Source organism: Cobetia sp. PS-4MA (genome assembly GCF_057670765.1).
Genome location: NZ_CM173107.1, coordinates 96,537 through 122,923 on the forward strand (window position 1 = coordinate 96,537; position 26,387 = coordinate 122,923).

At 64.0% G+C, this 26,387-nt stretch carries 25 protein-coding genes and 1 pseudogene; 10 read left to right on the forward strand and 16 right to left on the reverse strand.

The window, feature by feature from the left end:
• Positions 1 to 66: 66 nt before the first annotated feature.
• Positions 67 to 498, reverse strand: a complete 432-nt coding sequence (locus AC26AR_RS00455) for a YqaA family protein (RefSeq protein ID WP_136939553.1) — start codon at positions 496 to 498, stop codon at positions 67 to 69.
• Between the two features lie 138 nt (positions 499 to 636).
• Here AC26AR_RS00455 and thiD point away from each other — a divergent pair, with 138 nt between their 5' ends.
• Positions 637 to 1,437 carry a bifunctional hydroxymethylpyrimidine kinase/phosphomethylpyrimidine kinase gene (thiD, locus tag AC26AR_RS00460; protein WP_077379570.1) on the forward strand — a complete coding sequence of 267 codons (801 nt, stop codon included), beginning with the start codon at positions 637 to 639 and terminating at the stop codon, positions 1,435 to 1,437.
• A 169-nt stretch (positions 1,438 to 1,606) separates the two neighbouring features.
• A complete protein-coding gene (locus AC26AR_RS00465; RefSeq protein ID WP_258038368.1) occupies positions 1,607 to 2,137 on the forward strand; it encodes a chalcone isomerase family protein in 531 nt (176 codons plus the stop codon).
• A 160-nt stretch (positions 2,138 to 2,297) separates the two neighbouring features.
• Here AC26AR_RS00465 and AC26AR_RS00470 read toward each other — a convergent pair whose 3' ends face one another.
• The gene (locus AC26AR_RS00470; protein WP_488107379.1) at positions 2,298 to 3,389 is read right to left on the reverse strand and encodes a TRAP transporter substrate-binding protein; all 1,092 of its coding nucleotides are present in this window, start codon (positions 3,387 to 3,389) and stop codon (positions 2,298 to 2,300) included.
• A gap of 444 nt (positions 3,390 to 3,833) precedes the next feature.
• On the opposite strand from AC26AR_RS00470, the gene AC26AR_RS00475 reads away from it, so the two are divergent.
• The 3 genes from AC26AR_RS00475 (at position 3,834) to dtd (ending at position 6,464) form a co-directional block, all read left to right on the forward strand.
• Entirely contained in the window at positions 3,834 to 4,496 is a 663-nt protein-coding gene (locus AC26AR_RS00475; protein ID WP_303566202.1) for a TRAP transporter small permease, read from the forward strand.
• 124 nt (positions 4,497 to 4,620) lie between these two features.
• Entirely contained in the window at positions 4,621 to 5,895 is a 1,275-nt protein-coding gene (locus AC26AR_RS00480) for a TRAP transporter large permease (protein WP_077379566.1), read from the forward strand.
• 119 nt (positions 5,896 to 6,014) lie between these two features.
• Positions 6,015 to 6,464: a D-aminoacyl-tRNA deacylase gene (gene dtd, locus AC26AR_RS00485; protein WP_077379564.1), complete on the forward strand. Its 450-nt coding sequence runs from the start codon at positions 6,015 to 6,017 to the stop codon at positions 6,462 to 6,464.
• A 106-nt stretch (positions 6,465 to 6,570) separates the two neighbouring features.
• Here dtd and AC26AR_RS00490 read toward each other — a convergent pair whose 3' ends face one another.
• From AC26AR_RS00490 to AC26AR_RS00515, 6 genes are all read right to left on the reverse strand, one after another.
• Entirely contained in the window at positions 6,571 to 7,617 is a 1,047-nt protein-coding gene (locus AC26AR_RS00490) for a TRAP transporter substrate-binding protein (RefSeq protein ID WP_240499768.1), read from the reverse strand.
• Positions 7,618 to 7,868: 251 nt separating this feature from the next.
• Positions 7,869 to 9,275, reverse strand: a complete 1,407-nt coding sequence (locus AC26AR_RS00495; RefSeq protein ID WP_077379560.1) for a TRAP transporter large permease — start codon at positions 9,273 to 9,275, stop codon at positions 7,869 to 7,871.
• Positions 9,275 to 9,844 (reverse strand): TRAP transporter small permease subunit, encoded by a 570-nt coding sequence (locus AC26AR_RS00500; RefSeq protein WP_084209503.1) that lies wholly within the window; start codon positions 9,842 to 9,844, stop codon positions 9,275 to 9,277. The genes AC26AR_RS00495 and AC26AR_RS00500 overlap by 1 nt, the downstream gene beginning before the upstream one ends.
• Before the next feature lie 503 nt (positions 9,845 to 10,347).
• Complete coding sequence (locus AC26AR_RS00505) at positions 10,348 to 11,184, reverse strand: endonuclease/exonuclease/phosphatase family protein (RefSeq protein WP_077379556.1); 837 nt, start codon at positions 11,182 to 11,184, stop codon at positions 10,348 to 10,350.
• Positions 11,184 to 11,828 (reverse strand): thiol:disulfide interchange protein DsbA/DsbL, encoded by a 645-nt coding sequence (locus tag AC26AR_RS00510; protein WP_084209502.1) that lies wholly within the window; start codon positions 11,826 to 11,828, stop codon positions 11,184 to 11,186. The genes AC26AR_RS00505 and AC26AR_RS00510 overlap by 1 nt, the downstream gene beginning before the upstream one ends.
• 261 nt (positions 11,829 to 12,089) lie before the next feature.
• Positions 12,090 to 12,773, reverse strand: a complete 684-nt coding sequence (locus tag AC26AR_RS00515; protein WP_404983391.1) for a c-type cytochrome — start codon at positions 12,771 to 12,773, stop codon at positions 12,090 to 12,092.
• Positions 12,774 to 13,087: 314 nt separating this feature from the next.
• Between AC26AR_RS00515 and yihA the strand changes: the two genes are divergently transcribed.
• Positions 13,088 to 13,777: a ribosome biogenesis GTP-binding protein YihA/YsxC gene (yihA, locus tag AC26AR_RS00520; protein ID WP_077379554.1), complete on the forward strand. Its 690-nt coding sequence runs from the start codon at positions 13,088 to 13,090 to the stop codon at positions 13,775 to 13,777.
• A 177-nt stretch (positions 13,778 to 13,954) separates the two neighbouring features.
• Here yihA and AC26AR_RS00525 read toward each other — a convergent pair whose 3' ends face one another.
• The 8 genes and pseudogenes from AC26AR_RS00525 to argH form a co-directional block, all read right to left on the reverse strand.
• Positions 13,955 to 14,404, reverse strand: coding sequence for a hypothetical protein (locus AC26AR_RS00525; protein ID WP_488107380.1), 450 nt, complete (start codon positions 14,402 to 14,404; stop codon positions 13,955 to 13,957).
• Between the two features lie 222 nt (positions 14,405 to 14,626).
• Positions 14,627 to 15,349, reverse strand: a complete 723-nt coding sequence (locus AC26AR_RS00530) for an HAD family hydrolase (protein ID WP_084209499.1) — start codon at positions 15,347 to 15,349, stop codon at positions 14,627 to 14,629.
• A complete protein-coding gene (locus AC26AR_RS00535; protein ID WP_488107381.1) occupies positions 15,349 to 16,407 on the reverse strand; it encodes a tyrosine recombinase XerC in 1,059 nt (352 codons plus the stop codon). Before AC26AR_RS00535 ends, AC26AR_RS00530 begins: the two co-directional genes overlap by 1 nt.
• Positions 16,404 to 17,195 carry a DUF484 family protein gene (locus AC26AR_RS00540; protein WP_488107382.1) on the reverse strand — a complete coding sequence of 264 codons (792 nt, stop codon included), beginning with the start codon at positions 17,193 to 17,195 and terminating at the stop codon, positions 16,404 to 16,406. The genes AC26AR_RS00535 and AC26AR_RS00540 overlap by 4 nt, the downstream gene beginning before the upstream one ends.
• Before the next feature lie 70 nt (positions 17,196 to 17,265).
• Positions 17,266 to 18,096 carry a diaminopimelate epimerase gene (gene dapF, locus AC26AR_RS00545; protein ID WP_077379544.1) on the reverse strand — a complete coding sequence of 277 codons (831 nt, stop codon included), beginning with the start codon at positions 18,094 to 18,096 and terminating at the stop codon, positions 17,266 to 17,268.
• Complete coding sequence (lysA, locus tag AC26AR_RS00550; RefSeq protein ID WP_077379542.1) at positions 18,096 to 19,367, reverse strand: diaminopimelate decarboxylase; 1,272 nt, start codon at positions 19,365 to 19,367, stop codon at positions 18,096 to 18,098. The genes dapF and lysA overlap by 1 nt, the downstream gene beginning before the upstream one ends.
• A 134-nt stretch (positions 19,368 to 19,501) precedes the next feature.
• Positions 19,502 to 19,636, reverse strand: a pseudogene (gene lptM, locus AC26AR_RS00555) (LPS translocon maturation chaperone LptM); the annotation flags it as partial.
• A 92-nt stretch (positions 19,637 to 19,728) separates the two neighbouring features.
• The gene (argH, locus tag AC26AR_RS00560) at positions 19,729 to 21,123 is read right to left on the reverse strand and encodes an argininosuccinate lyase (protein WP_077379988.1); all 1,395 of its coding nucleotides are present in this window, start codon (positions 21,121 to 21,123) and stop codon (positions 19,729 to 19,731) included.
• Between the two features lie 282 nt (positions 21,124 to 21,405).
• Here argH and hemC point away from each other — a divergent pair, with 282 nt between their 5' ends.
• From hemC to AC26AR_RS00580, 4 genes are read left to right on the forward strand one after another with little or no spacing between them, the layout of a single operon-like run.
• Positions 21,406 to 22,353, forward strand: coding sequence for a hydroxymethylbilane synthase (gene hemC, locus AC26AR_RS00565; RefSeq protein ID WP_488107383.1), 948 nt, complete (start codon positions 21,406 to 21,408; stop codon positions 22,351 to 22,353).
• Positions 22,346 to 23,281: a uroporphyrinogen-III synthase gene (locus tag AC26AR_RS00570; RefSeq protein ID WP_488107384.1), complete on the forward strand. Its 936-nt coding sequence runs from the start codon at positions 22,346 to 22,348 to the stop codon at positions 23,279 to 23,281. The genes hemC and AC26AR_RS00570 overlap by 8 nt, the downstream gene beginning before the upstream one ends.
• Positions 23,282 to 24,847 carry a uroporphyrinogen-III C-methyltransferase gene (locus tag AC26AR_RS00575; RefSeq protein WP_488107385.1) on the forward strand — a complete coding sequence of 522 codons (1,566 nt, stop codon included), beginning with the start codon at positions 23,282 to 23,284 and terminating at the stop codon, positions 24,845 to 24,847.
• The gene (locus tag AC26AR_RS00580) at positions 24,844 to 26,067 is read left to right on the forward strand and encodes a heme biosynthesis HemY N-terminal domain-containing protein (RefSeq protein ID WP_077379537.1); all 1,224 of its coding nucleotides are present in this window, start codon (positions 24,844 to 24,846) and stop codon (positions 26,065 to 26,067) included. Before AC26AR_RS00575 ends, AC26AR_RS00580 begins: the two co-directional genes overlap by 4 nt.
• Positions 26,068 to 26,387 lie beyond the last annotated feature (320 nt).

Sequence of the window (26,387 nt, forward strand, 5' to 3'; positions counted from 1 at the left end):
TAGCACGCTCCTGTGGCTCCTGTGGCTCGTGCATGGGCGGCCTGTGCGCGTGGCCTGACGGGTGATTCACGTACACCAGGGGGTCAGCCAGTGGTCCGCGATCACCAGCAGCAGGGCGTAGCGGCCGCCCTTGGCAACCAGGATCAACAGCACGCTCTTCCACCAGGGCAGGCGGAAGACGCCTGCCAGCACCGTCAAGGGGTCACCGATCACGGGTGCCCAGCTGAGCAGCAGGCTCCAGGCACCGATGCGGCGATACCACAGCGTGCCGCGCGCCAGCGCTCGCCGCGAGACCGGGAACCAGCGACGAGTCCGTAGGCGCCGTGCGCCGCGTCCCAGGGCGACATTGATCAGGCTGCCCAGCGTGTTGCCAAGCGTTGCGGCAAGCCATAGCGCCCATGGGGCGACCCCCTCGCACCACAGCCCCGCCAATGCGGCTTCCGACCCGCCCGGCAGCAGCGTGGCGCTGGCCAGTGCTATCAGGCCCAGCGACAGCAGGGCGACCACGTCATCCATGCCGCGATTTTCCTGAACCGCAGGGGCCGAGCCGAGGGTGAGGCAGCTGGGTGGCTTTCTTCCCCTCGCCGCTCGGGTATGCTGTTGGCAAATTCATGTCATTTTCCGGGAGTCTCGTGCATGCATATTCCGTGCGTCCTGACGATTGCCGGCTCAGACCCATCGGGCGGGGCCGGCATTCAGGCGGATCTCAAGACATTCTCCGCGCTGGGGGCGTATGGAGCCAGCGTGATCACGGCACTGACCGCCCAGAATACCTGTGGCGTGCGCAGCGTCGAGCCGGTGTCGTGCGCCTTCATCGGAGCACAGCTGGATGCCGTGCTGGATGATCTCGATATCATCGCCATCAAGATCGGCATGGTCGCGGACCCGGCTGTCGTGGAGCTGCTGGCGGACAGGCTCCGTCAGCGTCGCCCGCGCTGGATCGTGCTCGACCCGGTGCTGGTGGCCAAGAGCGGCGATGCGCTGGTCAATGACGCGGCCATCCAGGCGGTGGCAGAGCATCTGGTGCCATTGGCGGACATCATCACGCCCAATCTGCATGAAGCGGCGGTGCTGCTGGGCGAGCGTCGTCTGATCGGGCGGGAGGACATGCCTCAGGTCGCGCGTGAGTTGCGCGCACGCGGTGCCAATGCTGTCCTGATCAAGGGGGGCGCACTGGAGGGCCAGGCCTGCGATGACCTGCTGGTCAGTGATGCCGGTGAGCAATGGCTGTGCGCGCCACGGATCGAGACCGACAACCTGCACGGCACCGGTTGCTCGATGTCCTCGGCGATCACGGCGCGCCTGGCGCAGGGGCTGTCACTGACGAGGGCCGTGGAGGAATCGCGGGAATGGCTGCTGGGAGCGCTGCGTGCCTCGGATCAGCTGAATGTCGGCAAGGGGCGTGGCCCCGTGCACCACTTTCACGCACTCTGGTGAGACCGTGCGTCGCGAGAGCCTGAGCTGACCCCTCGCGCGTGAGAGGAACGCCTCCCTGTCACTTCCTTGAAGAGTCGATGCCATGTCCCGCTCCCGGATTCGCCTGCCCTTGCCAAGGGCTTTCTCGTCTCGATGGTTGCGCACCAGCCTGATGGCTGGAGTGCTTGCCATGCTTCCCTCCTGGGCGTTTGCCGCCGAGATACAGGGAGTGACCTTCGCGGATCAGGCCGAGACGCAAGGCGGCCAGCCGCTCGAGCTGATCGGTACCGGGCTGTTTACCTATCTGGTATGGGACGCCTACGTCGGTGGCTATTATCAGGATGCCCGGCGGCCGCGGCCTGCACCACTCAGCGATGTCTCGCGACGTCTGGTGCTGGAGTATTTCCATGCCATCGAGGCGGCTGACTTCGCCAAGGCGACCACCAGGGGCGTGCGCCAGAATCTTTCCGAAGCGAATTTCGCGGCGATCGAGGCGGAGCTGTCGCGCTTCAATGCAGCCTATCGGGACGTGTCGCCGGGAGATCGCTATGCGCTGGAATGGCAGGCAGAGGAGGGTGGCAAGGGACGGCTGACGCTGGCGCTCAACGATACCTTGCTCTTCGAGAGCGCTTCGCTGGCATTGGCCAACGGGGTGTTCGCGATCTGGCTTGGCGACTCCCCCGCGCGCGACGACTTTCGTTCACAACTGCTGGGGCGTTAGCCGTCAGCCTCTGAACTTCCGGGCGGCTCGCGCCCATGGCGAGCCCTGCCTCATCAAGACGCCCCTGCCGGTTACCCGGCAGGGGCGTCTTGTCATCTGACACGGCCATCGTTGCCGTCAGGAAGGTCTCCCGTGGCAACTCGCTGGCCAATGCTGCGGCTTACTTGGCTTCTGCCGCCTTGATGTCGGCCTGCAGCGTGTCGAGGATCTTGCTGCCGCGCTCGCCGGCCTGCTCCCGGAAGACCTCCCAGCCTTTCTCGCCGACCGGACGGAAGGCATCACGCTGCTCGTCGTTCAGCGTGATGATCTTGATGTCGCTGTCCTGCTTGATCTTCTCGAGACGGTCCGCGTTGTACTCCTCCTGCTTCTCGAAGATATACGGGCGCATCTCGTTGGTGACCTTGTCGAGCATCTGCTGCTGCTCGTCATCCAGACCGGAATAGAAATTGCTGGAGGCCACCAGCGTGGTGATGAACTGTGCCTGCTTGGCCTGGATCATGTAGTCCTGAACTTCATAGAAGCTCATTTCCTGAATGGCGAACACCGGGTTCACCTGGCCGTCTATCTGCCCCAGCTGCAGGCCGGAATAGACTTCCGAATACGGCAGCGGCGTCGGGTTGGCGCCATAGGCGCGATAGCTCTCCACCAGAATCGGTGACGTCATGGTGCGAATCTTGAAGCCTTTCATGTCCTCAGGCGTCTCGATGTCACGATTGCCGGTCCACACCATCCAGCCTTCCGGAATCACGCCCAGCAGCTGAAGGTTCTGCTCGGTGTAGGCCTCGGACAGCATGTCGATGGCCTTGGAGTTGCCGAGCACCTCTTCATTGACGGCGTTGTCGTCGGAGAACAGGAAGTGCAGCGTGAAGACGCCTGATTCAGGAATCACCGAGGCCAGGTGACCCGGTGACGCAAAGGTCAGCTGGATGGCGTCGCTCTGCACCAGTTCGGTGAGCTGTGAGGAGGTACCCAGCGCGCCGTAGGGGTAGATCTCGACATCGATGTCACCGCCGGAGGCCTCTTCGATGCGTTTCTTGAATTCCTGAGCGTAGGCATCCTGCACGCTGCCGGAGACTTCCTCCAGCGCGAAACGCCAGGTGTCAGCCTGTACGCCCGCGGAGGCCAGTGCCGCCATGCCGAGGCCGGCCGTGAGGGCGCCTCCCTTGAGGAACGCGGCAAGACGAGAAAGGTGAACAGGAGTTCTGGGCGTCTCGCGATTCTGCTCGGGTGACGGGTTCCATTGCATCGTCATCTTGTTCTCCTTGTGTGATTTCCATCAGCGCCGGGTGGTATGGGGCGAACCCGGCGTGCAACTTGCATCATTTAGATAATATTGCCATTCTTAATATAATAAAAAAATTACCAAATCGGATAGTGTGATTAGAATTTATTATGAATAGGCTGAGCCTGTCCGCATGAGATTCTGGTACTCGATGACCCCTGCTCCGGGTCGGTGGCATGCCCTGCCAGATGGCTCGGTAGAGGTAGGCTGCGTGCTGGTTCGTAGTGTCGCTAATAAAGGGTGCCGTCAATAAAGCTAGATCATGACTCACCAAAGTGAAAATCACGGCGGTGTCTCGGAAAATTTCAATGGATCGTACTGGCAAATGCAGACGGCGTGGCGCAAATCGCTGTGCGTGCGTCGCCTGACAGAAAGCCTGCCTGGCAGGAAGCCACATCAACAGGAAGCCGCTTCATGAATTCGCCCCCCTCCAAGTCTCCCCCCGCTGATGAGACCCGGCCCACCCCAGCCGAGGCGCAAGGCGCTCAGGATCCCCTCGCACATCTGCCTGCACCGCTGCGCCGCCTGGCGGCGATATTCGAACGCGGTGATCAGGGCCTGGCTCACGTCGAACGCTGGCTGATCGCGCTGTGCGTGCTGGGCATGGCGACGGCCAGCATCGCCAATGTGATCGGGCGCAACGTCTTCAACTACAGCCTGCCGTTCACCGAAGAGCTGATGCAGATCCTGCAGCTGTGGCTGACCTTTCTCGGCATCAGCTACGGCGCGCGCGCCGGACGCCATATCCGCGTGACGGCACTGCTGGACTTCATGCCGCCGTGGTTGCGCAAGGTGCTGTTGATCGCCGGCCAGATCATCACCTGTGCGCTGCTGGCCTACCTGGCCTGGCTGGCGGTGGATTATCTGCAGAGCCTGGCCAGGTCAGGGCGTGTCACGCCGTCGTTGCGCTGGTCGCTGGCGGCACTCTATGCCGTGGTCCCGCTGGGGCTGGCGCTGGGCGCCCTCCAGTATCTGATGGCGATTCTGCGCAATCTGCTGGCACAAGGTGCCTGGCTGTCGTGGCGTACGGCGGAGATAGACGAGAACGAGGAAGTCGACGGCAGCGGTGCGCTCTAGCACGTCTCTTCCACTTCGGATGCGAGCCTGTGGCGCGGGAGTGAAGGCAAGAGATGCCTTGGCTGATGCGTGTTGCAGGGCTCGTGATTGATCACACTACATTGACCCAGGGACGGAAGCTGCGATGTGGATTCTGCTCGTGATGGTGGGGCTGCTGTTGCTTGGGGTACCCATGATGGTGCCATTGAGTGTCGGTACCTTCTTCTTGTTGTTCAGCGATTTCCCTTTTCTCAAGCCAGAGCTGGTGATCCAGCAGATGATTGGTGGCCTGCAGCCAGTGGTACTGACGGCGGTCCCCATGTTCATTCTGGCGGCCGATATCATGCTCAAGGGCTCCACCGCCCAGCGTCTGCTGGATGTGGTCGAGCGTTTCGTCGGTCACTGGCGTGGCGGTCTGCCGGTGACCACCGCGCTGGGCTGTACCCTGTTCGGCGCGGTGTCCGGCTCCACCCAGGCCACGGTGGTCGCGATGGGGCGCCCGCTGCGCCCGCGGCTGCTGGAAGCCGGTTACAGCGACAAGTTCACCATCGCGTTGATCATCAATGCCTCTGACATCGCGCTGCTGATTCCGCCGTCCATCGGCATGATCATCTACGGCGTCGCGACCGGTACCTCGGTGGGGGATCTGTTCATCGCCGGTATCGGTCCGGGGCTGATGATCCTGGTGCTGTTCTCGCTCTACTGCATGTGGAAGTCATGGAAGCTGGGCATCGCGCCGCAGCCCAAGGCGGACTGGCCTGCGCGCCTCAAGGCATTGAAGCGCGCCAGTCTGCCCGCCGGCTTCCCGGTGATCATCATCGGCGGCATCTACTCGGGGATGTTCTCGCCGACGGAGGCCGCCACGGTCTCGGTGATCTATGCGCTGATTCTCGAGATGCTCATCTACCGTGGCGTCACGCTCAAGGACCTGCCCGGCGTGGCCTTCTCCACCGGTCTGATCACCGCGGTGGTATTCATTCTGGTGGCGGCGGGTGCCGGCTTCTCGTGGATGATCTCGTTCGCCAAGATTCCGGATGCCATTCTCGGCGGGTACATCCCGTACCTGTCAGAACACGCCCTGGCGCTGCTGGCGGTGATCGCGGTGGCCTATTTCGTCGGTTGCATGTTCGTCGATCCCATCGTGGTGATCCTGATTCTGGCGCCGGTATTTGCCCCGGCCGTCGATGCCGCCGGACTGGACCCGGTGCTGGTCGGTACCCTCGTCACCCTGCAGGCGGCGATCGGTTCGGCGACGCCACCCTTCGGCTGTGACATCTTCACGGCGGTGGCGGTGTTCCGAAAGCCTTACATGGAGGTCATCCGTGGCACGCCACCCTTCATTGCCCTGCTGTTGCTGGCGACGGTGCTGCTGATGCTTTTCCCGCAGATCGCGCTCTTCCTGCCCGGCCTGGCCAGCTAGCCACCGATACGGCTCGTTGGACATGCGCATCACGAACGCCCCGCAGACTCGGTCTGCGGGGCGTTCGCGTCTGGTATGCTCCTGCTCATCATCATTCATCTCTTGAAGGAGCAAGTAGCATGCGAGCATTGATCCAGCGCGTCACCCAGGCACAGGTCGTGGTGGAGAACGAGACGGTCGGCGCCATCGCGGGCGGTCTGCTGGTGCTGGTGGGCGTCGAGAAGGGCGATGATGAGGCGCGCGCCGACAAGCTGCTGCACAAGCTGCTGCACTACCGTGTCTTTGGCGACGAGAACGACAAGATGAATCTCAACGTCCAGCAGGCGGGTGGCAGTCTGCTGCTGGTCTCGCAGTTCACGCTGGCGGCGGACACCGGCAGTGGCATGCGTCCCAGTTTCTCCTCGGCAGCGCCGCCGGCGGAAGGCGAGCGGTTGTTCGCGTATCTGGTCGACAAGGCGCGTGAACGCGGGGAGGAGCTTGGCGTGGGAATCGAGACCGGACGCTTCGGGGCCAACATGCAGGTCTCGCTGCTCAATGACGGGCCGGTGACCTTCCTGCTCGAGAGCTGATCGCGTAGACCCAAAAAAGCCGCTCCCGAGGGAGCGGCTGCAAGCATTGGATGACAGGCCTGCGCCGTCTCTCGCGGGAGAGCGGCGCAGGTAAAGCTGGGACTCGTTACTGAATGCCTTCTGGATTACGGGCGTTCAGGAAGGCCTGTTCGGAGACTTCGTGCCACTTCTCGACCTTGCCTTCGAAGGTGGTGTAGGACTCGTAGATGCGGCCTGCCAGCTCATTGGAGTCGCCGAGTTTCTTGACCACTTCGCCTGACAGTTCGCGTGCCTTGTCGAGCACGTCCTGCGGATAGCGACGCAGCTCGACCTTGTGCTCGTTGAGCAGTGTCTCGAGGGCATCGTTGTTGCGCGCGGTGTACTCGTCGAGCATGTCCTGGTTCACGTCACGTACCGCGGAGCGCAGGATGGCCTGCAGGTCCTTGGGCAGCTCGGCCATGGCGTCGTCATTGACGATGGCCTCGAAGGTGACGGTCGGCTCGTGCCAGCCCGGATAGTAGTAGTACTTGGCGGCCTGATAGAGACCGAAGGCCAGGTCGTTGTACGGCCCGATCCATTCGGTGGCATCGATGGCGCCGGACTGCAGCGAGGTGAAGATCTCGCCGCCCGGCATGCTGACGGTCGCCACGCCCATCTGCTGCATGACATCGCCACCCAGCCCCGGCATGCGCATCTTCAGGCCGTCGAGATCGGCAACCGAGTTGATCTCCTTGTTGAACCAGCCGCCCATCTGCACGCCCGAGGCACCACCGGCCATGACTTCGACACCGAACTTGTCATAGACCTCGTTCCAGAGCTCCAGACCCCCGCCGTAATGCAGCCAGGCGTTCATTTCCTGTGCGGTCATGCCGAAGGGGACGGCGGCGAAGAACTGGGCTTCCGGCGCCTTGCCTTTCCAGTAGTAGGAGGCCGAGTGGCCGATCTGCGCCGTACCGGAAGAGACGGTGTCCAGTACCTCGAAGCCCGGCACCAGCTGTCCGGCGCCGTAGACCTTGATCTTGAGGCGTCCATCAGACATCTCATCGACGAGGCGCGCGAGGCGCTCGGGACCCTGGCCTACGCCCGGGAAGTTCTTCGGCCACGAGGTGACCATCTTCCAGGTGTAGGTATCCGCGGCATTGGCGATGGCCGGCAGGGTGCCCATGGCGGTCATGGTGCCGACGGCGATGCCGAAGGCGAGTTTGTTGAGTTGCATGGCATGCTCCTTGAAGTGCCCGATTGTTGTTGTGCACCGGTCAGGGACTGGCGCTGGGCAAGAGGTGGGCCGCGAACGGCTCCCGTGCATCTGCATGAGCCGTCTGGCGGCTCTCCCATCAGCTGGCGGGGCGAGCCCCGCCAATTCAGTTGCTGCTCTGTATTTGTTCTGTCCGTGTTCTGTTCTTGTACTGTCTCGTCAGTCGTGGCCTAGAACTGGGCCGGCAGCCAGGTGGCCAGGCCCGGGAAGGCTGCCAGTGCCCCCAGCATGCACAGCTGGATCAGGATGAACGGAATGACGCCCTTGTAGATCTGCTTGGTGCTGACTTCCTTGGGCGCGACGCCGCGCAGATAGAACAGCGCGAAACCGAAGGGCGGCGTCAGGAAGGAGGTCTGCAGGTTGATGGCGATCATGATGCCCAGCCAGATCGGGTCGAGGCCCATGGCCAGCAGCACCGGGCCGACGATCGGCACCACCACGAAGGTGATCTCGATGAAGTCGAGGATGAAGCCGAGCAGGAAGATCACCAGCATCACCACCAGGGTGGCACCGATGACCCCTCCGGGCATGTTCTCGAAGATCTCGGTGACGACCTCTTCGCCGCCGAAACCACGGAACACCAGCGAGAACAGCGCCGCACCGATCAGGATCAGGAAGACCATCGTGGTGACGTTGGTGGTGGAGCGCACGACTTCTGTCAGCGTCTTGAAGCTCAGCTTGCGGTTGGCGACGGCCAGCATCAGCGCGCCGAAGGCACCCACGGCGGAGGCTTCTGTCGGCGTGGCCAGTCCGCCGAGAATCGAGCCCAGCACGCAGACGATCAGCACGATTGGCGGCACCAGTCCCTTGAGAAGCAGCCAGCCGATGCCACCGGTGTGGCCCAGCTCCTTCATCAGCGCGTCACGGTCCACGGCCGGCGCCTTCTCGGGCTTGAGCCAGGCGATGATGGCGATGTAGACGATATAGGCGACCACCAGGATCAGGCCCGGCACCAGGGCGCCGATGAACAGGTCGCCCACCGAGACGGTCTTCGGGCTCCAGATGCCCATCGACAATTGCGCCTGCTGATAGGCGGAAGACAGTACGTCGCCCAGCAGAACGAGTGCGATGGACGGCGGAATGATCTGTCCCAGGGTGCCGGTGGCACAGATGGCGCCAGTGGCGAGCGACGGGTCATAGCCACGCTTGAGCATGGTGGGCAGTGACAGCAGGCCCATGGTCACGACGGTCGCGCCGACGATACCGGTGGAGGCCGCCAGCAACATGCCGACGATGGTCACGGAGATGCCCAGGCCGCCACGCAGTGAGCCGAACATCAATGCCATGGCGTCGAGCAGCGTCTCGGCGACCTTCGATTTTTCCAGCAGCACGCCCATCAACACGAACAATGGCACGGCCAGCAACGTCTGATTGGTCATGGTGCCGTAGAGGCGATTGGGCATCGCCGACAGGAAGCTGGCATCGAATACGCCCTGGGTAATGCCCAGCGCGTCCAGCCCCATGCCCAGCCCGGCGAAGGCCAGCGCGGTACCGGCAAGCGACAGCGCCACCGGATAGCCCAGCATGAGAACGACACAGATACACACGAACAGCAGCAGCGGCATGATCTCGAGCATTACACCAGCTCCTCATCGTGATCAGGGGTGTCATCGCTCGCATGCGGCGACGGCAGCCGCCCGCACAGGAACAGGAGGTGGCGACCAGCTTCAGCGACACCTTGCAGCATCATCAGGATGGCGACCGCGGGGATCAGGCTCTTGAGCAGATAGACGCCAGGCAGGCCACCGGATTCGGGGGAGGCTTCCTTGATGCTCCATGAGTCGCCGACATAACCCAGGCTCGAGAGCAGGATGAAGATCATCACCGGGAACAGCAGGAACAGGGTGCCGCCGAGGTCGATCCACGACTTCCCGCGATGGGACATGCGCTGGTAGAAGATATCCACGCGGACATGGTTGTCATGCTTGAGCGTGTAGCTGGCGGCGAGCAGGAAGACGGTCGCGTGCATGTACATCACGGATTCCTGCATCGGAATGCTGTTGATGTTGAAGGCGTAGCGCAGCATCACGATGGCGAATTCGACCAGCATCATGATGACGACCAGCCAGGACACGCAGCGTCCCAGCCCTTCGGTCATGCGGTCGAGCCCTGTGAGCCAGCCGGGGGTAGAGGCAGTGGCAGACATGGAATCCCCTTGGCCTGCGGGTAGCAGGTGATATTTGTTGGCGTTGTTGTTGCCGAGTCTGGCGTTGCGTGTGCCGTCATCGTAGTCGGGGCGATCTCGTGTGCACGCTGACGATCGTCACATCAGTTCAGGCTTTGCTCATGTTGTAGCTTTGATGAGACGTCGGCAATCCGGCAATCGTCGTTTCAGACAACGCTATTCCACGCTGGTGGATGGCAGATACCAGTGAGGCCATGCAGGCTCTCGGCAGTCATCAGCGTTGCTTTCACGATTAATCCACGCCCTCGGACAGGCCAAGAGTAGCGAGTGGCTGGCCAGTGACAAATGGATCATTGGTCTGACAGGCGAGATATATCTTTCGATTCAGTCACTTGGATTGAAAAATCCATGCAGGACGGGAACGGGAAGGTGGCAATCAAGGTGACGGACAGGCGGGTCCCGGCGGATATCGAGGGTGATATCCAGGCACCCGTGAGAGGACTGAGAATTGAGGTGAGGGCGTGTCAGGCCAGACCAAGCGCCTTCTGACAGGCCACGGGGAGGTGCACTTCCACCGCAAGAGGCAGATGGTCGGAGAAGAGGTGGGACAGGGTGCTGGGGTGCTCGATGTGCAGGGTGGAGGAGGCCAGAATATGGTCCAGACCCCGCCGTGGCTGCCAGGCAGGATAGCTGTTGATCGCCTTGCTGGGCCGCGAGTCGAGCGCCTCGCAGAATCCCTTGTGCTGGCGCAGTTGAGCCAGGGTGCAGTTCAGGTCGCCCATCACGATGACGTGCTTGAGCGGTGCGATCAGCTCTCCGAGATAATCGAGCTGCTTGCGCTGGATTCGCGCGCCAAGTGCCAGATGCGTGACGAAGACATGCAGCGCATGCTCCCCCTCGCCGAAGCGAGCATGGATGGCGCCTCGCCCCGGCAGGGTGCCGGGCAGGCTGTGCTCTTCGAGATGGCTGATCGGCAGGCGCGACAACAGGCCGTTGCTGTGCTGTGCCAGCCGGCCGAGGTTGCGATTGAGCTGCTGATAGCGATGCGGGAAGTGAGCCGTCTCGGCCAGCGCGTCCACCTGATTGACGTTGCCGGAGCGGAAGCTGCCGCCGTCGACTTCCTGCAGCCCGACGATGTCGTAAGGCGTGATGGCCCCGGCAATCAGTTCCAGGCGGCGGTGGCGCTTGGGATGTGGCAGCAGATGTTGCCAACCGCGGGTGACATAGTGATGCCACGCCGCGGTATGGATACCGACCTGCATGTTGAAGGTCAGCAGACGCAGCGGCGAACCCGACAATCCATGCCCGGCATCATCCGCTGCGTCGGCGGCCACTGGGGAGTCGTCAGCGGCCTCTGCCATCAGGCGGCGTCCTTGTCGCCAGCCTTCTCTTCACGCACCTGCTCGACCAGCTCATCGGTGATCTTGAGCATGTTCTTGAGCGAGCCAGCCGTGCTCGGAGAGACGACATAGCGACCGTCGACGATCAGTGCGGGGACACCCATGATCTTGTAGGCGCGCATCTGTGCGTGTGCCTGATTGACCTGGCTCTTCACGCCGAAGGAGGTCAGGGACTTCTCGGCGTCTTCTTCGCTGACACCGTAGTCGCTGTAGAAGGCGGCGATGTCTTCCGGGTCGGTGAGACGCTGGTGGTCCTTGTGGATGGCATCGAAGAAGGCCTTGTGGGTCTGATCGAGAATGCCCAGATCCTTGGCGGCATAGAAGGCATAGGCGTGCTTGACCCAGTCCTGCCCCATGGTGGCCGGCAGACGATGGAAGGTCACGTCACCGGGCAGCTCATCGACCCAGGGCTCGAGGCTGGATTCCAGTGCGTAGCAGTGCGGGCAGCCATACCAGAATGCCTCGACCACTTCGACGTTGCCGGCCGGTGCATCGGTCTTCACCGGTTCGTCGAGTACCTGATAGTCCTTGCCAGCTTCAGCGGCGAACACGCTTGCTGACAGGCCAAGGCCCGCCACCAGAGTCAGTAGGGGTTTCCACTTCATGGAACATCTCCATCGGGTTGAGGCATGCCCGGGCATGAGACCCGGCAACATTAGTGATGCATCGAGTATGCGTGTCAGCCACCACCGCTGTCGAGACTGCCGGGCGGGACACGGCGGATCACTGTCTGGCCAGCCTAGCGTGACAAGGTTGACCGCTGGATGAACGCCGTTCGACCACGTTGCCGTGCTGAGCATGCCACGCCGTGCCGGAGCCGGTCGCCATCGCAGATGTCATACGTGACATCTGCCTGACTGGATGCCTCAGCGCAGGCCGTGAAGATACTCGGCGACCTGCTGCATGTCGCTGTCGCTCATGCGTGCGGCGATGCTGCTCATGATGTCATTGGGGTCGTTGTCACGCGTGCCGTCACGAAAGGCCGTCAGCGAGGTGATGGTGTAGGCGGGGAATTGCCCAGCCAGCGCAGGATAGCCTGCTGAATCAATCCCCTCGCCGCGAGGGCCGTGGCAGGCGGTACAGGCCGCGATACCTCGCTCAAGCGAGCCGGCCCGGTACAGCACCTCACCTGCTTTCGCGGCGTCGGGCTCTGCCTGGCCGCGATTGGCGGGTTGCTCGGCATAATAGGCCGCGATATCGGCAATGTCCTGATCGCTCAGGGTGTCGGTGAGGCCTGCCATCTGGGGAACCGCGCGACGACTCTCGCGGATATCCGTGATCTGCTTGCGCAGATAATGGGCCTTCTGTCCGGCGAGGTGCGGGAAGGCGGAGGCTGGGGACACGCCCTGCGCGCCATGGCAGGCAGCACAGACGGCTGCCTTGGCCTGGCCGGCGCTGGCATCCGCGGTGATCTCGTCTGCGCCGGCGCGGGGCGAGAGGCCGAGCGCCAGCAGGGCGCTCAAGGTGGCGAAAATCGTCGTGGCAAGTACGCCCCAGCTCGAGCTCAGCGGCCCTTCACGGTGCTGCGGTGATCTCATCAGCTTGTTCATGTCACTGGTCCCTGTTTGCGCAAATCCCGCAGTGGAGTCATCCCGGCGCTGGTGGCAAGCATCACCCGAGGAGAACTACGTCAGACGCCTCGCAGCCCGTGAGAGCTGGGTGGTACACTAGCGCATCATGAGCGTGATGCTTGTCATTTCGGCAGTATAGCGAATCCCCTTCAGGGCGCGTTAATGTGCCTGCCGCCTGCCTGTCGAGCTGACAGCGCCAGTGGTGCTCTATTCCGTTTCACCGGCCGTTTCTTCTGCTCTCACGTGATGTCGCGCGGGCGAGACGTCCGCCATCAACAGGTATTCAGATTCTCATGGCCGAGTCAGCCACTCCGTCCCCCAAGCTTCACTATCGTCAGGCACGCTTCTTGATCAGCGCCGCCACCTTGGCCCAGTGCCCGACGGATGTCGGTGCCGAGGTGGCCTTTGCCGGTCGCTCCAACGCCGGAAAGTCGAGCGCCATCAATGCCCTGACGTCCCAGAAGGCGTTGGCGCGTACCTCCAAGACGCCTGGCCGCACTCAGCTGATCAACTATTTCACCATCGGTGAAACGGGCCGCCATCTGGTCGACCTGCCCGGCTATGGCTATGCCAAGGTGCCGGACAAGGTGAAGCGTGAGTGGCAGTCCCATCTGTCCAACTACCTGCGCAACCGCCAGTCGCTGCGCGGCCTGGTGCTGCTGATGGATGTGCGTCACCCGCTGTCCGAATTCGACCAGATGATGCTGGGCTGGGCCGATGAGGCACAGATGCCGGTGCATATCCTGCTGACCAAGGCGGACAAGCTGAAGCGTGGACCGGCAGCGGCGAGCCTCCAGAAGGTACGGCACGCCCTCAAGGAGTGGGAAGACCTCGTCACCGTGCAGCTGTTCTCGTCGCTCAAGTATTCGGGAGTCGAGCAGGTGCACGCCAAGCTCGATGAGTGGCTGGCGGACCCGGCGGTGATGGAAGGTGTCACGGAGGGTGAGGCCGATGAAGCCCCCCAGGACCCGTTCGACGACTGAGTCGTCCGTGTCATGACATGTGCTGCTGCATAAAAAGAGACGCCGGTCACCCAAGGGTGACCGGCGTCTCTTTTGTGGGGCGTCCAGTTATGGGGCATCCAGTTATGGGGCGTCCAGACCTCTGCCCTGGCGGGGTCGGCCGCCTGTGACCGATCGCCTGTCACCGTTCATCACTGCTCACATGAACAGACTGGGAGTGGCGTTTTCTGACAGCAGCCGCTGAGGGACCTGCGGCATCGCAGCCTGGCTCGCCCGCACCTCGAAACGTGTCAGGTGGCCACCCTGGGAGCTGTCGGCAGAGGCATTCAGGCTGCGTGCCCGTGGATCACCGCCCGACATGTCGATGATCGCTGCCGGTACCGAGGTCACGCCTCGCGTGGCGTTTTCCATGCTGGTTCGCGCACTGTAGACCGCCAGTACGATCAGCATGGCGCAGAGCACGACCTGTCCTGTGCCGATCAACACTCCCTGCCAGGCACTGGCATGCGGCAGGGCCAGCGGACCGGGATCCTGCTGGAATCTCTCGATGATGTCGGTGGCGTCGCGGGACTCGGCGTCGTCACTGATGGCGCGGGAATATTGCCAAGTCTGGCAGATGACACGCCGAGATGATGATTGAGTGCTCATGCTGTCCTCTCCAGTCGCGACGACATCGAACGTGAGTTCTCGGATGACCCTGGCAGGCCCGTGGAAGGCTGGGTCGTCAGGCACGAGAAACTTGTACAACAAATATGGTCTCCGCCATAAAGTTGTACAAGTTTTAATTTGTGTATCGCTTTTCTGGAACGTCAGTACAGGTGACAGCAGGTAACCGACGGTCAGGTCTGGAAGGTCAGAAGCGCTGTCGTTTCATCGTGATGCATTCAGGTGCCGCAACAGTTCCGGAAGCTCCCGGACATGCGAGATGACATGGACTCCGGCGGGAACCGGCTCCGGCGCGCCACGCCCCTTCACGTCGATCCATGCCGCCTGCATGCCGAGACGTACTGCCGGCAGGGCATCTTCCTTCCATGAGTCGCCGACATGCAGCGTGGTGGAGGGGCGGCTGCCCAGACGTGCCATGGCGGCGAGGAAGGGGCGTGCATCCGGCTTGGGCGCCAGCCATTCGCCGGCGGCGATGCTGAACTCGAAATGATGGTCCAGCGCCAGGCGTGTCAGGTCGACATTGCCATTGGTGATGGCGCCGAGGCGGTAATGCCGGGCCAGTGAGTCGAGCAGCTCGCTGGCTTCCGGAAAGGGCTGCAATTCGTGGCGCAATGCCAGGAAGCGTTCGACGGCCGCATGTGACCAGTGATGGGCTTCCTTTTCGCCATGGCCGGCATCACGCAGCATGATGCGCATGGCTTCACGGCGCAGCCAGGTGAAGTCACCACGTCGCAAGGGATGTTCCAGCCCGAGTGCCATGCGGCGACGGGTATATTCCTCGAGGGGAAAATCAGTGGCATGACCGATCTCACCGTCCAGCCAGGCGTAGTGTTCCGTCTCGGCGCGCTCCATGATCGGGCGATTGGCCCACAGGGTGTCATCGAGATCGAAGGTCAATGCGGTCAGCGAAGGCGTCGTTACGGGCATCACAGGGGATCATCCTTGAGCGGAACATCAGCAGGGGAGGCGGCGTCAATGTCAGCCGGCGTTGCCTCTTCTGGCCCACGCTGGCGACGTGCACGGGGGTGCGCCTGGTCGTAGGCGCTGGCCAGCTGTTGCCAGTCGAGTCGGGTATACACCTGGGTCGTGGAGAGATGGGCATGGCCCAGCAACTCCTGCACGGCGCGCAGATCGCCACTGGATTCCAGCAGATGGCTGGCGAAGGAATGGCGGAGTCGGTGGGGGTGCAGGTGCTCCGGCAGGCCGCGTGTCTTCGCTTGCGTCACCAGACGAAGCTGCACGCCGCGTTGTCCCAGCCGCTGGCCTCGCTGGCCGACGAACAGGGCAGTCTCGTCAGCAGGCGCGAGTTGGCCACGCACCTTCAGCCAGGCATCCAGCGCCTGACGCGCCCGCGAGCCGATGGGCAGCTGGCGAGGCTTGTTGCCCTTGCCGCGCACGCGCAGGCGGCGTGTCTCCAGCATGTCGAGATCGAGACTGACCAGTTCCGAGAGTCGCAGCCCCGAGCCGTAGAGCAGCTCCAGCATGGCCTGATCGCGGATCGCCAGCGGCGTGCCGTCGTGCGGGCAGTCGAGAAAGCGTGACAGGCTGTCGATGTCCACCGGACGAGGCAGGTGGTCCGGCAGGCGCGGTGTCTGTACCAGGCCCGCCGGGTTGTGCGACAGAATGCCGTGATCGACCAGCCAGCCACAGAAACGACTGATCGCCGCGCGACGTCGGGCCAGTGAACGGGGGGCGAGCCCACGACTGCGCTCAGCGCCCAGGAAGCGGCGTAGCGTCGGCACATCCAGGGCCTGCCAGTCTGCAGGAGGCCGAGCGGTGGCGCTGGTGTCGGCATCCACCGTGGTCTCGGCCGGTGAGGGGCGCAACATGAAGTGGATCAGTGCCTCGAGATCGCGCTGATAGGCGCTCACGGTCGCCGCGCTGCTGTCCTGGGCAAGATGGGCGAGAAACTGCTGGCAAGGGCGGGTCAGCGCCTGGCGCCTCGCAGTGTCGAGGGAGTCATCCGGGAGGTCAGAGGCGCTCATCGCGCGGCCTGATCATCACGCGAGGCAGCGGAGTCTGAGGTGTGACTCGTCGCATGACGCCCGAGGCAGCGCGCCAGCACATCGCCGAGATATTCGGGGAAGAGAGTGTCGAGTCCGGCACGGAACTGCTCGGCCTCGGCACTGGCGACCACCAGATAGCCCAGGCATTCGCCACGGGTCAGGCGCACGATGACGGCGGAGCCGCGCGTGGCATCCGCCTGGCTGGCCTCGACCAGGTCGTGGCACTCCGCCCCCAGCGGCCAGCCATGGTCCGGCAGCAGGGCTTCCCAGCGCGTGCGTGGCATCGCCAGGCAACGGCTGGCGCGGCCTTCGAGCAGGCGCTCGAATTGCTCGGCACGCGCATCATCGAGCACCTGACGCGGTGGCTGGGTCGCGGGGCCAGCGCCGCGTTGCCACAGGCAGACGGCGGCGATGTCGAACAGCTCGCTGAGACGGGTTGCCAGAGTCTCCGCAAGGGCATCATCCGATTCGGCATCCATCAGATCCAGCACGATCTGACGCAGTCGCTGATAGCGGCTTTCATTGTCGCGGGCGGTATTGAGCAGCTCCTCGAGACGCGCCTCGGCCTGCTCGGTACGTCCGCGCAGGTCATGCACCAGCCGCTCCAGCAGCGAGACGCTGCCACCGCGTGCTTCGGGGTGTGGCACGCGCAGCTGCTGGAGCAACCCTTCCCGACCCTCGAAGAAATCCGGATGCGTGGCCAGCCACTCGGCGACCCGGTCCGGGTCCAGCGTGCGCGGGCGACGTGAGGCGGGTGGCTCGGCCATATGGCTCTCCTTGCGAGGGTTGGCGACGGGACGCCGGCGCTTCGCGCAGGCGTCCCCTGTCAGCGGCGGCTTACAGGATGATGCGGCCTTCGAAGACGGTCTCGGCAGGGCCGGTCATGAAGACAGGGTGACCTTCGCCGCCCCATTCGATGCTCAGGGTGCCGCCAGGCAGCGTGACATCGACAGGACTGGCGAGCAGGCCACGACGAATGCCGGAAGCGACGGCCGCACAGGCACCGGTGCCACAGGCCAGCGTCTCGCCGACGCCACGCTCGAAGACGCGCAGGCGCGCTTCATGGGGCGAGACGACTTCCAGGAAGCCGGCATTGACGCGCCTGGGGAAGCGCGGATGCGCTTCGATCAGCGGACCGACCTCTCGTACCGGTGCCTCGTCGACGCTGTCGACCAGCAGCACCGCATGGGGGTTGCCCATCGAGACGACACCGATCTCCAGGGACTCGCCGCCGACCTCCAGCGCATGCACCGGCAGATCCGTCTCGGCCTCGAAGGGCAGCGCGGCGGGGGCGAAGCGCGGAGCGCCCATGTCGACGCGGACTCGCCCGTCATCGGCCACTACCAGTGTCAGCGGGCCACCGGCGGTCTCGACGCGGATCTCGCGCTTGGTGGTCAGGCGCTGATTGAGCACGAAGCGCGCAAAGCAGCGGGCCCCGTTGCCGCAGTTCTCGACTTCGCTGCCATCGGCATTGTAGATGCGATAGCGGAAGTCCATGTCCGGGTCACGGGGTGGCTCGACCACCAGCAGCTGGTCGAAGCCGATACCGAAATTGCGATGCGAAAGCCGTCGGATATCGGCATCGCGCAGGCGGCCACGCTGGGAGATCAGGTCAATGACCATGAAGTCATTGCCCAGACCGTGCATCTTGGTGAAGTGCACCAGCATCAGTCATCACCTTCCGGCAGCAGTTGCTCACCGGTCCACAGTTCTTCCAGACGTTCGCGGCGACGCACCAGGTGCATCTGGCCGCCATCCACCATCACTTCGGCGGGACGACAGCGGCTGTTGTAGCTGGAGGCCATCACGAAGCCATAGGCGCCGGAGGAGCGAACGGCAAGCAGGTCGCCCGGGGCGATGGCCAGTTCGCGGTCCTTGCCCAGGAAGTCGCCTGTCTCGCAGACCGGGCCGACCACGTCGTAGCTGGCGCTTGCACGTGACTCGCGCGTGTCGACGGGCACGATGTTCTGCCACGCCTGATACAGCGACGGACGGATCAGGTCATTCATGCCGGCATCGATGATGGCGAAGTTCTTCTCTTCGCCGGGCTTGAGGTACTCGACACGGGTCAGCAGGACGCCGGCGTTGGCGGCGATGGAGCGACCCGGCTCGAACAGCAGTGTCATCTCGTTGCCATGCTCGTAGCGCGCCAGGCGTTCCAGCAGGGCGCTTGCGTAGGCGAAGGGCTCCGGCGGCGTCTCGTTCTGGTAGGGCACGCCGAGGCCGCCGCCGAGATCCAGATGCTCGATGATGATGCCGCGCTCGCGCAGGCGGTCCAGCAGCACCAGCAGGCGCTCGAGGGAGTCGAGGAACGGCGCCAGCTCGGTCAGCTGGGAGCCGATATGACAATCGACGCCTACCACCTTGACGTGCTCCATGGCGGCGGCGGTCTCGTAGACCTCCAGCGCCTGCTCGACCGGAATGCCGAACTTGTTGGCCTTGAGGCCGGTGGAGATGTACGGGTGGGTGCCGGCATCGACGTCCGGGTTGATGCGCAGCGACACCGGTGCGATACGCCCGAGGCGACCGGCGACGGCATTGAGGCGCTCAAGCTCGGGCAGCGATTCGACGTTGAAGCACTTGATGCCCAGCTCCAGTGCGCGCTGCATCTCGGCGGCCTGCTTGGCGACGCCGGAGAACACGACCTTGGCGGGGTCTCCGCCGGCCTTGAGGACGCGCTCCAGCTCACCGGCGGAGACGATGTCGAAGCCGGCACCCAGACGTGCCAGCACGTTGAGCACCGCCAGGTTGGAGTTGGCCTTCACGGCGTAACAGATCAGATGCGGGTGGTCGCCCAGCGCATCCTGATAGGCCTTGAAGTGGCGCTCCAGCGTGGCACGGCTGTAGACGTAGCAAGGCGTGCCGAACTGCTCGGCCAGCGTGGCGAGAGAGGCGTCTTCGGCGTGCAGCACGCCATCCTGATATACGAAGTGATCCATGATCCGGCCTGCAAGATGTCGCGCCGGCGGGTATCACCCGCCGGAGATGTAAGGGGGGCTCAGGCGTCGCTGCCGGAAGTCTCGGTAGCGGCGGTGCGCTCTGTCTCGGCGGCAGCCGGTGCAGGGGCGGGTGCCTCGGCACGTTGACCGCCGGCATCGGCGTCCGCCGGCAGATACAGCGGGCCCTTCTGACCGCAGCCGGTCAGAAGGCCTGCACCCAGCAGCAGGCCCGCAAGGGTACGAAGGGCGTGACGGGCGGACTGGCTCATCAGATGACGCATCGGGCGGCCTCCTGGCAGCTGACGATGAAGCGGTGAGGGCCTGACGGCGCATTACACGGTCAGGCCCCGACTTGACGGTTTCAGGCGCGGCTGGTCAGCGCCTCACGTGCACGCTGCACGGCAGCACGCACCTGATTCGGCGCGGTGCCCCCGATGTGATTGCGCGCCGCGACGGAACCTTCCAGCGTGAGCACGTCGAAGACGTCCTGTTCGATGGTGTCGGAGAACTGCTTGAGTTCATCCAGCGTCATCTCGGACAGGTCACGCTTCTGCTCGATGCCGAAGGCGACGGACTTGCCGACGATCTCGTGGGCATCCCGGAAGGCGACACCCTTGCGCACCAGGTAATCCGCCAGGTCAGTCGCGGTGGCGAAGCCCTTGCTGGCCGAGGCGTACATGTTGTCGGACTTGGCGCGGATCGCCGGAATCATGTCGGCGAAGGCGCGCAGGCTACCGCGCACGGTATCGATGGTATCGAACAGCGGCTCCTTGTCTTCCTGATTGTCCTTGTTGTAGGCCAGCGGCTGGGACTTCATCAGGGTCAGCAGGCTCATCAGGTGGCCATAGACACGGCCGGTCTTGCCACGCACCAGTTCCGGCACGTCCGGGTTCTTCTTCTGCGGCATGATGGAGGAACCGGTGCAGAAGCGATCCGGCAGATCGATGAAGTCGAACTGGGCGCTGGTCCACAGCACCAGCTCTTCGCTCATGCGTGACAGGTGCATCATCAGCAGGCTGGCGAAGCTGGTGAATTCGATGGCGAAGTCACGGTCGCTGACGGAGTCGAGGCTGTTCTCGGTCGGGCGATCGAAGCCGAGCAGCTCGGTGGTGACGTGGCGGTCGATGGGGAAGGTGGTACCGGCCAGCGCCGCGGCGCCCAGCGGCAGCACGTTCATGCGGGCACGGCAGTCACGCAGGCGGTCCTGGTCACGGGCGACCATTTCCTGCCACGCCAGCAGATGGTGGCCGAAGGTGACCGGCTGAGCGCTCTGCAGGTGAGTGAAGCCCGGCATGATGGTGTCGGCTTCCTGCTCGGCCAGGCCCAGCATGCCTTCCCGCAGACGCGTCAGCTCGGCGTCGATGACGTCGATCTCGTCGCGCAGGTAAAGGCGGATGTCGGTGGCCACCTGATCATTGCGTGAGCGACCGGTGTGCAGCTTCTTGCCGGTGTTGCCGATCTTGGCGGTCAGACGTGCCTCGATGTTCATGTGCACATCTTCCAGCGCGACGGACCACTCGAATTCGCCGCGAGCGATCTCTTCGCTGATCTCCTTCAGTCCTTCGATGATGGTGTCGCGCTCTTCCTCGCTCAGCACGCCGACGCCGGCCAGCATGGTGGCGTGGGCGATGGAGCCGCGAATGTCGTGCTGCGCCATGCGCTGATCAAAATCGACGGACGCGGTGAAGCGGGCCACGAAGGCATCGGTCGGCTCGCTGAAGCGGCCGCCCCAGGACTGATTGGTAGATTCGCTCATCGGGATCTCGAATTGTGGTGACATGTCCAGAGTTCGGCGTCCGGTGCACGGTCGCGCAGCCGGTATCGTTGACCTTGGAGTGTACCAGACTCCGTCGGATGGGCGAGGGGGGCGCGCACCAAGATGCGTTGCGGCCAGGGAGGCGTGTCATCGTGACGCTTCCGGGGATTTTCCCCTTGGCCATCAGTGGCTTTATGATGACGGTATCCGGTGGCGGCCAATGTTGGCCGTCACGAACGTTTCGACTGTCGCGCCAGCGTCGCGCGTCCCAAGGAGAATGCCGTGTCCCGCCGTGAGACCCTGCGTATCGCGACCCGCAAGAGCCTGCTTGCCCTGTGGCAGGCTGAACACGTCAAGGCACGTCTGGAAGCCCTGCATCCCGGCTTGACGGTCGAGCTGGTGCCGATGTCCACGCGGGGCGACAAGATTCTCGACACGCCGTTGGCCAAGATCGGCGGCAAGGGCCTGTTCGTGAAGGAACTGGAAGAAGCCATGCTGGATGGCCGCGCCGACATCGCCGTGCACTCCATGAAGGACGTGCCGATGCATTTCCCGGAATCGCTGGGGTTGGCCGTGATTCTCGAGCGCCATGCGCCCACCGATGCGTTCGTCTCCAACGACCACGCCAACTTTGACGCGCTCCCCCAGGAGGCTCGCCTGGGCACCTCCAGCCTGCGTCGTGGCCTGCAGGCCAAGGCCGCCCGTCCGGATCTCGAGGTGCTCAGCCTGCGCGGCAATGTCCAGACGCGTCTCGGCAAGCTGGATGCCGGTGAGTTCGACGCCATCATCCTCGCCACCTCCGGCCTGCAGCGCCTCGAACTGGATGCACGCATCACCGCCGAGATGGACGCCGAGACCTGTCTGCCGGCCTGTGGACAAGGCGCGCTGGGCATCGAATGCAATCTCCAGGACGAGGAGATTCTTGCGCTGCTCGAGCCGCTGGCTCATGAAGACTCCAGTCGTTGCGTGCTGGCCGAGCGCGCCATGAATACGCATCTGGAAGGTGGCTGCCAGGTACCGATCGGTGGCTATGCCGTGCTGGAAGAGGGTGGCAGGCAGCTGTGGTTGCGGGCACTGGTCGGCAATCCCGATGGCAGCGTCATCCTGCGTGCCGAGGCGCGTGGTCCGGCCGATACGCCCGAAGCGCTGGGCATCGCCGTGGCGGAAGATCTGTTGCAGCAGGGGGCCGGCGAGATTCTGGCGGCGGTCTATGGCGATGCGCGTGACTGATGGCGCCCGCCATGCGGAGGTGGATGACCGGGCGATGCCTCGCGCGGCATCGAGTGGGCGGTCGTCTCTTGAAGTGCTGACGACGCGTCCGGGCTCGCGCGGTGCCGTGCTTGATGCGATGCTGAGAGACGTTGGCTGCGCCGTGGAGTGCCTGAAGCTGATGGCGCTCGAGCCGCTGCCGCTGGAGCCCGCCGGGCGTCAGGCGATTCTCGACATCGACCTCTATCGAGGGGTGGTGGTCATCTCGCCTCAGGCCGCCGGCTACCTGGCGGACTGGCTGGAAGACTGGTGGCCGCAATTGCCCGAGGGGCTTGCCTTCTACGCGGTGGGCTCCGCGACGGCAGAGGTACTCCACTCACGCCTCGGCGTTCGGGTGAGAGTGCCGCCACACGCCACGCGTGGCGCACATGTCGAGGTGGATGCCCCGGTCGGCACGACCAGCGAGGCCCTGCTCTCGCTGCCGTCCCTGCAGCAGCTTCAGGGGCAGCGCTGGCTGCTGGCGGCCGGAGAAGGCGGGCGCGCCCTGCTGGAGGACACCCTGGTGGCACGCGGTGCCCAGGTGACGCGTCTGGCGCTTTATCGACGCCTTCCGTTGGCTTTGTCCTCTCAACAGGCTGGCCGTCTGGCGGCGGGCGCGTATGATGCAATGGTAGTGACCAGCAATACGCTGCTTGAGGCGGTAGTGACCTCGGCAACGACGCGGACCTTGAACCAACCGCTAATCGTGTCGAGCAACCGTTTGGCTACACTGGCACACGCTCATGGGTTCGAGCGCGTGACGGTCGCCGCGGATGCCTCACCCGGGGCCCTGAGGCAGGCAGTGCTGGATGCCTGCGCCCCGACTCGCCATGCGAGAGAGACCGGCGCCACTGCGCCTGGTCCGCGCGAGGCCATCGATTCCCAAGAATCCGGAAAAGGGCAAGCGTAGATGAGCAACCGAGAACACGATCAGGAAGACCACGGCTCTGCCGGCACCACGCCAGGCAAGCCGAGCGACAAGGATGCTGCCGCTCGCGCATCAGATGCCTCTTCCGCTCCCGGCGAACACGCCGAAGACACTGCCTCTGGCCGCCCTGGCGCCGAGGCCTCCCGTTCGTCCTCCTCTTCCTCGTCATCCGCCACGGCTGACGCCCCACGTGAGCGACGCTCGCGTGGCGGGCGCAACCGTCGCGGACGGGGAAAGGAACAGGGCAGCTCCTCCTCTTCATCCTCCACTGCCAGCGAGTCCACGCCCGTGAGCCAGACTTCCGACGATAACGCCTCGACGCCTTCCGGCGCGAAATCTCCCTTCCCGAAGCAGACCGATACCGCGCCTGCCGCCGAGACGACCACTGCCTCGACGGCGTCCGGCAAGGGCGCTGCCTCAGGCAAGGGAGGGGCTTCAGACAAGAGCGGCGTGACGGGCAAGAGTGCCGGTGCCGCCATGGGTGGCGCGGGAGGAGGCACGCCGCCGAGCGAGCCGCAGGGCAGCAAGAAGAGTGCTGCCGGCGGCATCGCACTGGTGCTGGTCATTCTTCTTGCCATCGTCGTCGCGGTACTGGCCTGGTTCGGCTGGCAGCGTCTGAACGCCCTGCCGGATGCCCAGGGCCTCGACAAGCAGGTCAGCGAATCCGTGACCCAGCAGGTCGGCCAGGTCGAGAGCAAGGTCGCCAGCCTGTCCGGCAAGCTCGACAAGAACGCGTCGCAGGTCAGTGATCTCGACAAGCGTCTGTCCGGCGAGAGCCAGCAGACCGAGCAGGCGCTCAACAAGGTGCTCGAGGAGCTCAGCAAGACCCAGCAGACCGATGCCCGCGACTGGCATTACGCGGAGGCCGAATACCTGCTGCGTCTCGCCAATCAGCGTCTGCAGCTGGAGCGTGACGTGAACGGTGCCGACGCACTGCTCGAGAACGCCGATGCGCGTATCGCCGAGGCGGACAACCCCGCCCTGCTGCCGGTTCGCAAGGCGATCCAGTCCGAGCTGGCCAGCCTCGACAGCGTGCCGCGTGTCGACCGCAGTGGCATCTACCTGGCGCTGCTCGCCGAGCAGGAACAGCTGGCGCGTCTGCCGCTCAAGCAGGACGTGGCCGAGATCGCCGCCAAGGTCGAGAACGACGCTCCGCCCACCGGCGGCTGGCAGCAGCAGCTGGCGCGCTTCGGCAATGAGCTGAAGAATCTGGTCACCGTGCGTCGTCATGATGAGGCACTGGAAGCCCTGATCACGCCGGAGCAGGAATCCTATCTGCGCCAGAACGTGCGTCTGGTGCTCGAGCAGGCCCAGCTGGCGCTGCTCAAGGAAGAGCCGAAGCTGTATCAGGCGGCCATCGACAAGGCGATCACGCTGGTCAACGGCTACTACGATACCAAGACCGATGGCGTGCAGAATGCCGTCGCCAAGCTGGAAGACCTCAAGGGCAAGACCATCCGCCCGGAGCTTCCGGATATCTCCGCATCTCTCAACACGCTGCGTGAGCTGATCGAACGCCGCGCCCAGTCCGGGGGTGGTGAGGCATGAGAAAACTGATACTGCTGATCATCATCGGCCTGGCCATCGGTGCGCTGTTCGGTCAGCTGATGCAGTCGTTCCCCGGCTATTGGCTGATTCGTGTCGGTGATACCTCGGTCCAGACGTCCTTCTGGTTCGGGCTGGTGCTGCTGCTGGGCGCCTTCGTGGTACTGCATTTCGGCCTGCGTCTGCTGTCGCGTTTCGCGCATCCGTTCTCGCGCCTCAAGGTGTGGAACAGCCGCACGCGCCATCGCAATGCCACTCGCAAGACCGTGCGTGGCCTGGTGGCACTGGCCGAAGGCCGCTGGAAGCGTGCCGAGAAGTCGCTGACCCATTCTGCGGAGGACTCCAGCACACCGCTGGTCAACTATCTGTCCGCAGCACTCGCCGCCCACTATCAGGGGCGTTTCGAGCAGGCGGATACGCTGCTCAAGCGTGCTCATGAGTCCACTCAGGGCTCCGAGAGTGCCGTGGGGCTGGTGCAGGCGCAGCTGATGCTGGATCGTCAGCAGCACGAGCAGGCACTCGCGACGCTGACGCGTCTCGACAAGCAGCTCGGCGAGCACCCGCAGGTCCTCAAACTGCTCAAGCAGGCGTATCTGGCGGTGAATGACTGGGATGGCCTGCGTCGCCTGATGCCGCGTCTCGACAAGCAGGACCTCATCTCACCGGAAGAGAAGAAGGAGCTGGAACAGCGCGCCTACGTGGCACTGATCCAGCAGGCCGCGCGCAATCCGGAAGACATCGAGCGCGTGCGCAACCTGTGGGCCGACATGCCGGACCACCTGCGCAGCGACGTGAATCTGGTCGCCCTGTATGCCGAGGCATTGATCGCCGGTGGGCAGGAAGGGCTGGCAGAGCGCCTGCTGCGTCACTCGCTGAAGGAATGCTGGGATTCACGTCTGGTGCTGCGCTATGGCCTGCTGGACGTGGATGCGCCGCGTCAGCTGGTGTATGCCGAGAAGTGGCTGCAGGAGCGTCCGAATGACCCGGACCTGCTGCTGTCGCTGGGTCGACTGGCATTGCGCAATGCCAACTGGGGCAAGGCGCAGGAGTATTTCGAGGCCAGTCAGCGTCAGCGTCCGAGCGGCACGGTGTGTGCCGAGCTGGCACGTCTGTTCGCCAACCTTGGCGAGCACAACAAGAGCCAGCTCTACTACCGCCAGAGCGTCGAGCTGCTGGATCGTTCACTGCCGGCGCTGCCGCAGCCCAGCAAGGACAACGCCTGATCGACGCCGCCCGTCGGGCGGCGCTGCACATTGTTTCCTCATTTCGCGAGAAGATGAAAAACTGCCGCCGGCCAGGTCTCTGGTCGGTGGACATTGGTTACTCTCCGGGTATCCGCGTTCATGCCATGGCGTGACGGGATACCCTTCTTTTTGCCTGTCAGATGGCGCTTTTCCCCCTCCGTGGTGGGGCGGGTCTGAGCCGGTAGCGGTCTCGGGCGGCCCTGCAAGACTCGGGGTTGCAGACCCTGCAACCGGCGATCCATACCCGCCGTGGGGCGCTGGGCACCCATGGCGCTGGCTGTCGGCATTTCCTCCGTGCG

Excerpts from the sequence above, each read along its gene's own strand:
- thiD (WP_077379570.1), top strand. The coding sequence starts at position 637 with ATGCATATTCCGTGCGTCCTGACGATTGCCGGCTCAGACCCATCGGGC.
- AC26AR_RS00465 (WP_258038368.1), top strand. The coding sequence starts at position 1,607 with ATGCTTCCCTCCTGGGCGTTTGCCGCCGAGATACAGGGAGTGACCTTC.
- AC26AR_RS00470 (WP_488107379.1), bottom strand. The coding sequence starts at position 3,389 with ATGACGATGCAATGGAACCCGTCACCCGAGCAGAATCGCGAGACGCCC.
- AC26AR_RS00475 (WP_303566202.1), top strand. The coding sequence starts at position 3,834 with ATGAATTCGCCCCCCTCCAAGTCTCCCCCCGCTGATGAGACCCGGCCC.
- AC26AR_RS00480 (WP_077379566.1), top strand. The coding sequence starts at position 4,621 with ATGTGGATTCTGCTCGTGATGGTGGGGCTGCTGTTGCTTGGGGTACCC.
- dtd (WP_077379564.1), top strand. The coding sequence starts at position 6,015 with ATGCGAGCATTGATCCAGCGCGTCACCCAGGCACAGGTCGTGGTGGAG.
- AC26AR_RS00490 (WP_240499768.1), bottom strand. The coding sequence starts at position 7,617 with ATGACCGCCATGGGCACCCTGCCGGCCATCGCCAATGCCGCGGATACC.
- AC26AR_RS00495 (WP_077379560.1), bottom strand. The coding sequence starts at position 9,275 with ATGCTCGAGATCATGCCGCTGCTGCTGTTCGTGTGTATCTGTGTCGTT.
- AC26AR_RS00500 (WP_084209503.1), bottom strand. The coding sequence starts at position 9,844 with ATGTCTGCCACTGCCTCTACCCCCGGCTGGCTCACAGGGCTCGACCGC.
- AC26AR_RS00505 (WP_077379556.1), bottom strand. The coding sequence starts at position 11,184 with ATGGCAGAGGCCGCTGACGACTCCCCAGTGGCCGCCGACGCAGCGGAT.
- AC26AR_RS00510 (WP_084209502.1), bottom strand. The coding sequence starts at position 11,828 with ATGAAGTGGAAACCCCTACTGACTCTGGTGGCGGGCCTTGGCCTGTCA.
- AC26AR_RS00515 (WP_404983391.1), bottom strand. The coding sequence starts at position 12,773 with ATGAACAAGCTGATGAGATCACCGCAGCACCGTGAAGGGCCGCTGAGC.
- yihA (WP_077379554.1), top strand. The coding sequence starts at position 13,088 with ATGGCCGAGTCAGCCACTCCGTCCCCCAAGCTTCACTATCGTCAGGCA.
- AC26AR_RS00525 (WP_488107380.1), bottom strand. The coding sequence starts at position 14,404 with ATGAGCACTCAATCATCATCTCGGCGTGTCATCTGCCAGACTTGGCAA.
- AC26AR_RS00530 (WP_084209499.1), bottom strand. The coding sequence starts at position 15,349 with ATGCCCGTAACGACGCCTTCGCTGACCGCATTGACCTTCGATCTCGAT.
- AC26AR_RS00535 (WP_488107381.1), bottom strand. The coding sequence starts at position 16,407 with ATGAGCGCCTCTGACCTCCCGGATGACTCCCTCGACACTGCGAGGCGC.
- AC26AR_RS00540 (WP_488107382.1), bottom strand. The coding sequence starts at position 17,195 with ATGGCCGAGCCACCCGCCTCACGTCGCCCGCGCACGCTGGACCCGGAC.
- dapF (WP_077379544.1), bottom strand. The coding sequence starts at position 18,096 with ATGCTGGTGCACTTCACCAAGATGCACGGTCTGGGCAATGACTTCATG.
- lysA (WP_077379542.1), bottom strand. The coding sequence starts at position 19,367 with ATGGATCACTTCGTATATCAGGATGGCGTGCTGCACGCCGAAGACGCC.
- argH (WP_077379988.1), bottom strand. The coding sequence starts at position 21,123 with ATGAGCGAATCTACCAATCAGTCCTGGGGCGGCCGCTTCAGCGAGCCG.
- AC26AR_RS00575 (WP_488107385.1), top strand. The coding sequence starts at position 23,282 with ATGAGCAACCGAGAACACGATCAGGAAGACCACGGCTCTGCCGGCACC.
- AC26AR_RS00580 (WP_077379537.1), top strand. The coding sequence starts at position 24,844 with ATGAGAAAACTGATACTGCTGATCATCATCGGCCTGGCCATCGGTGCG.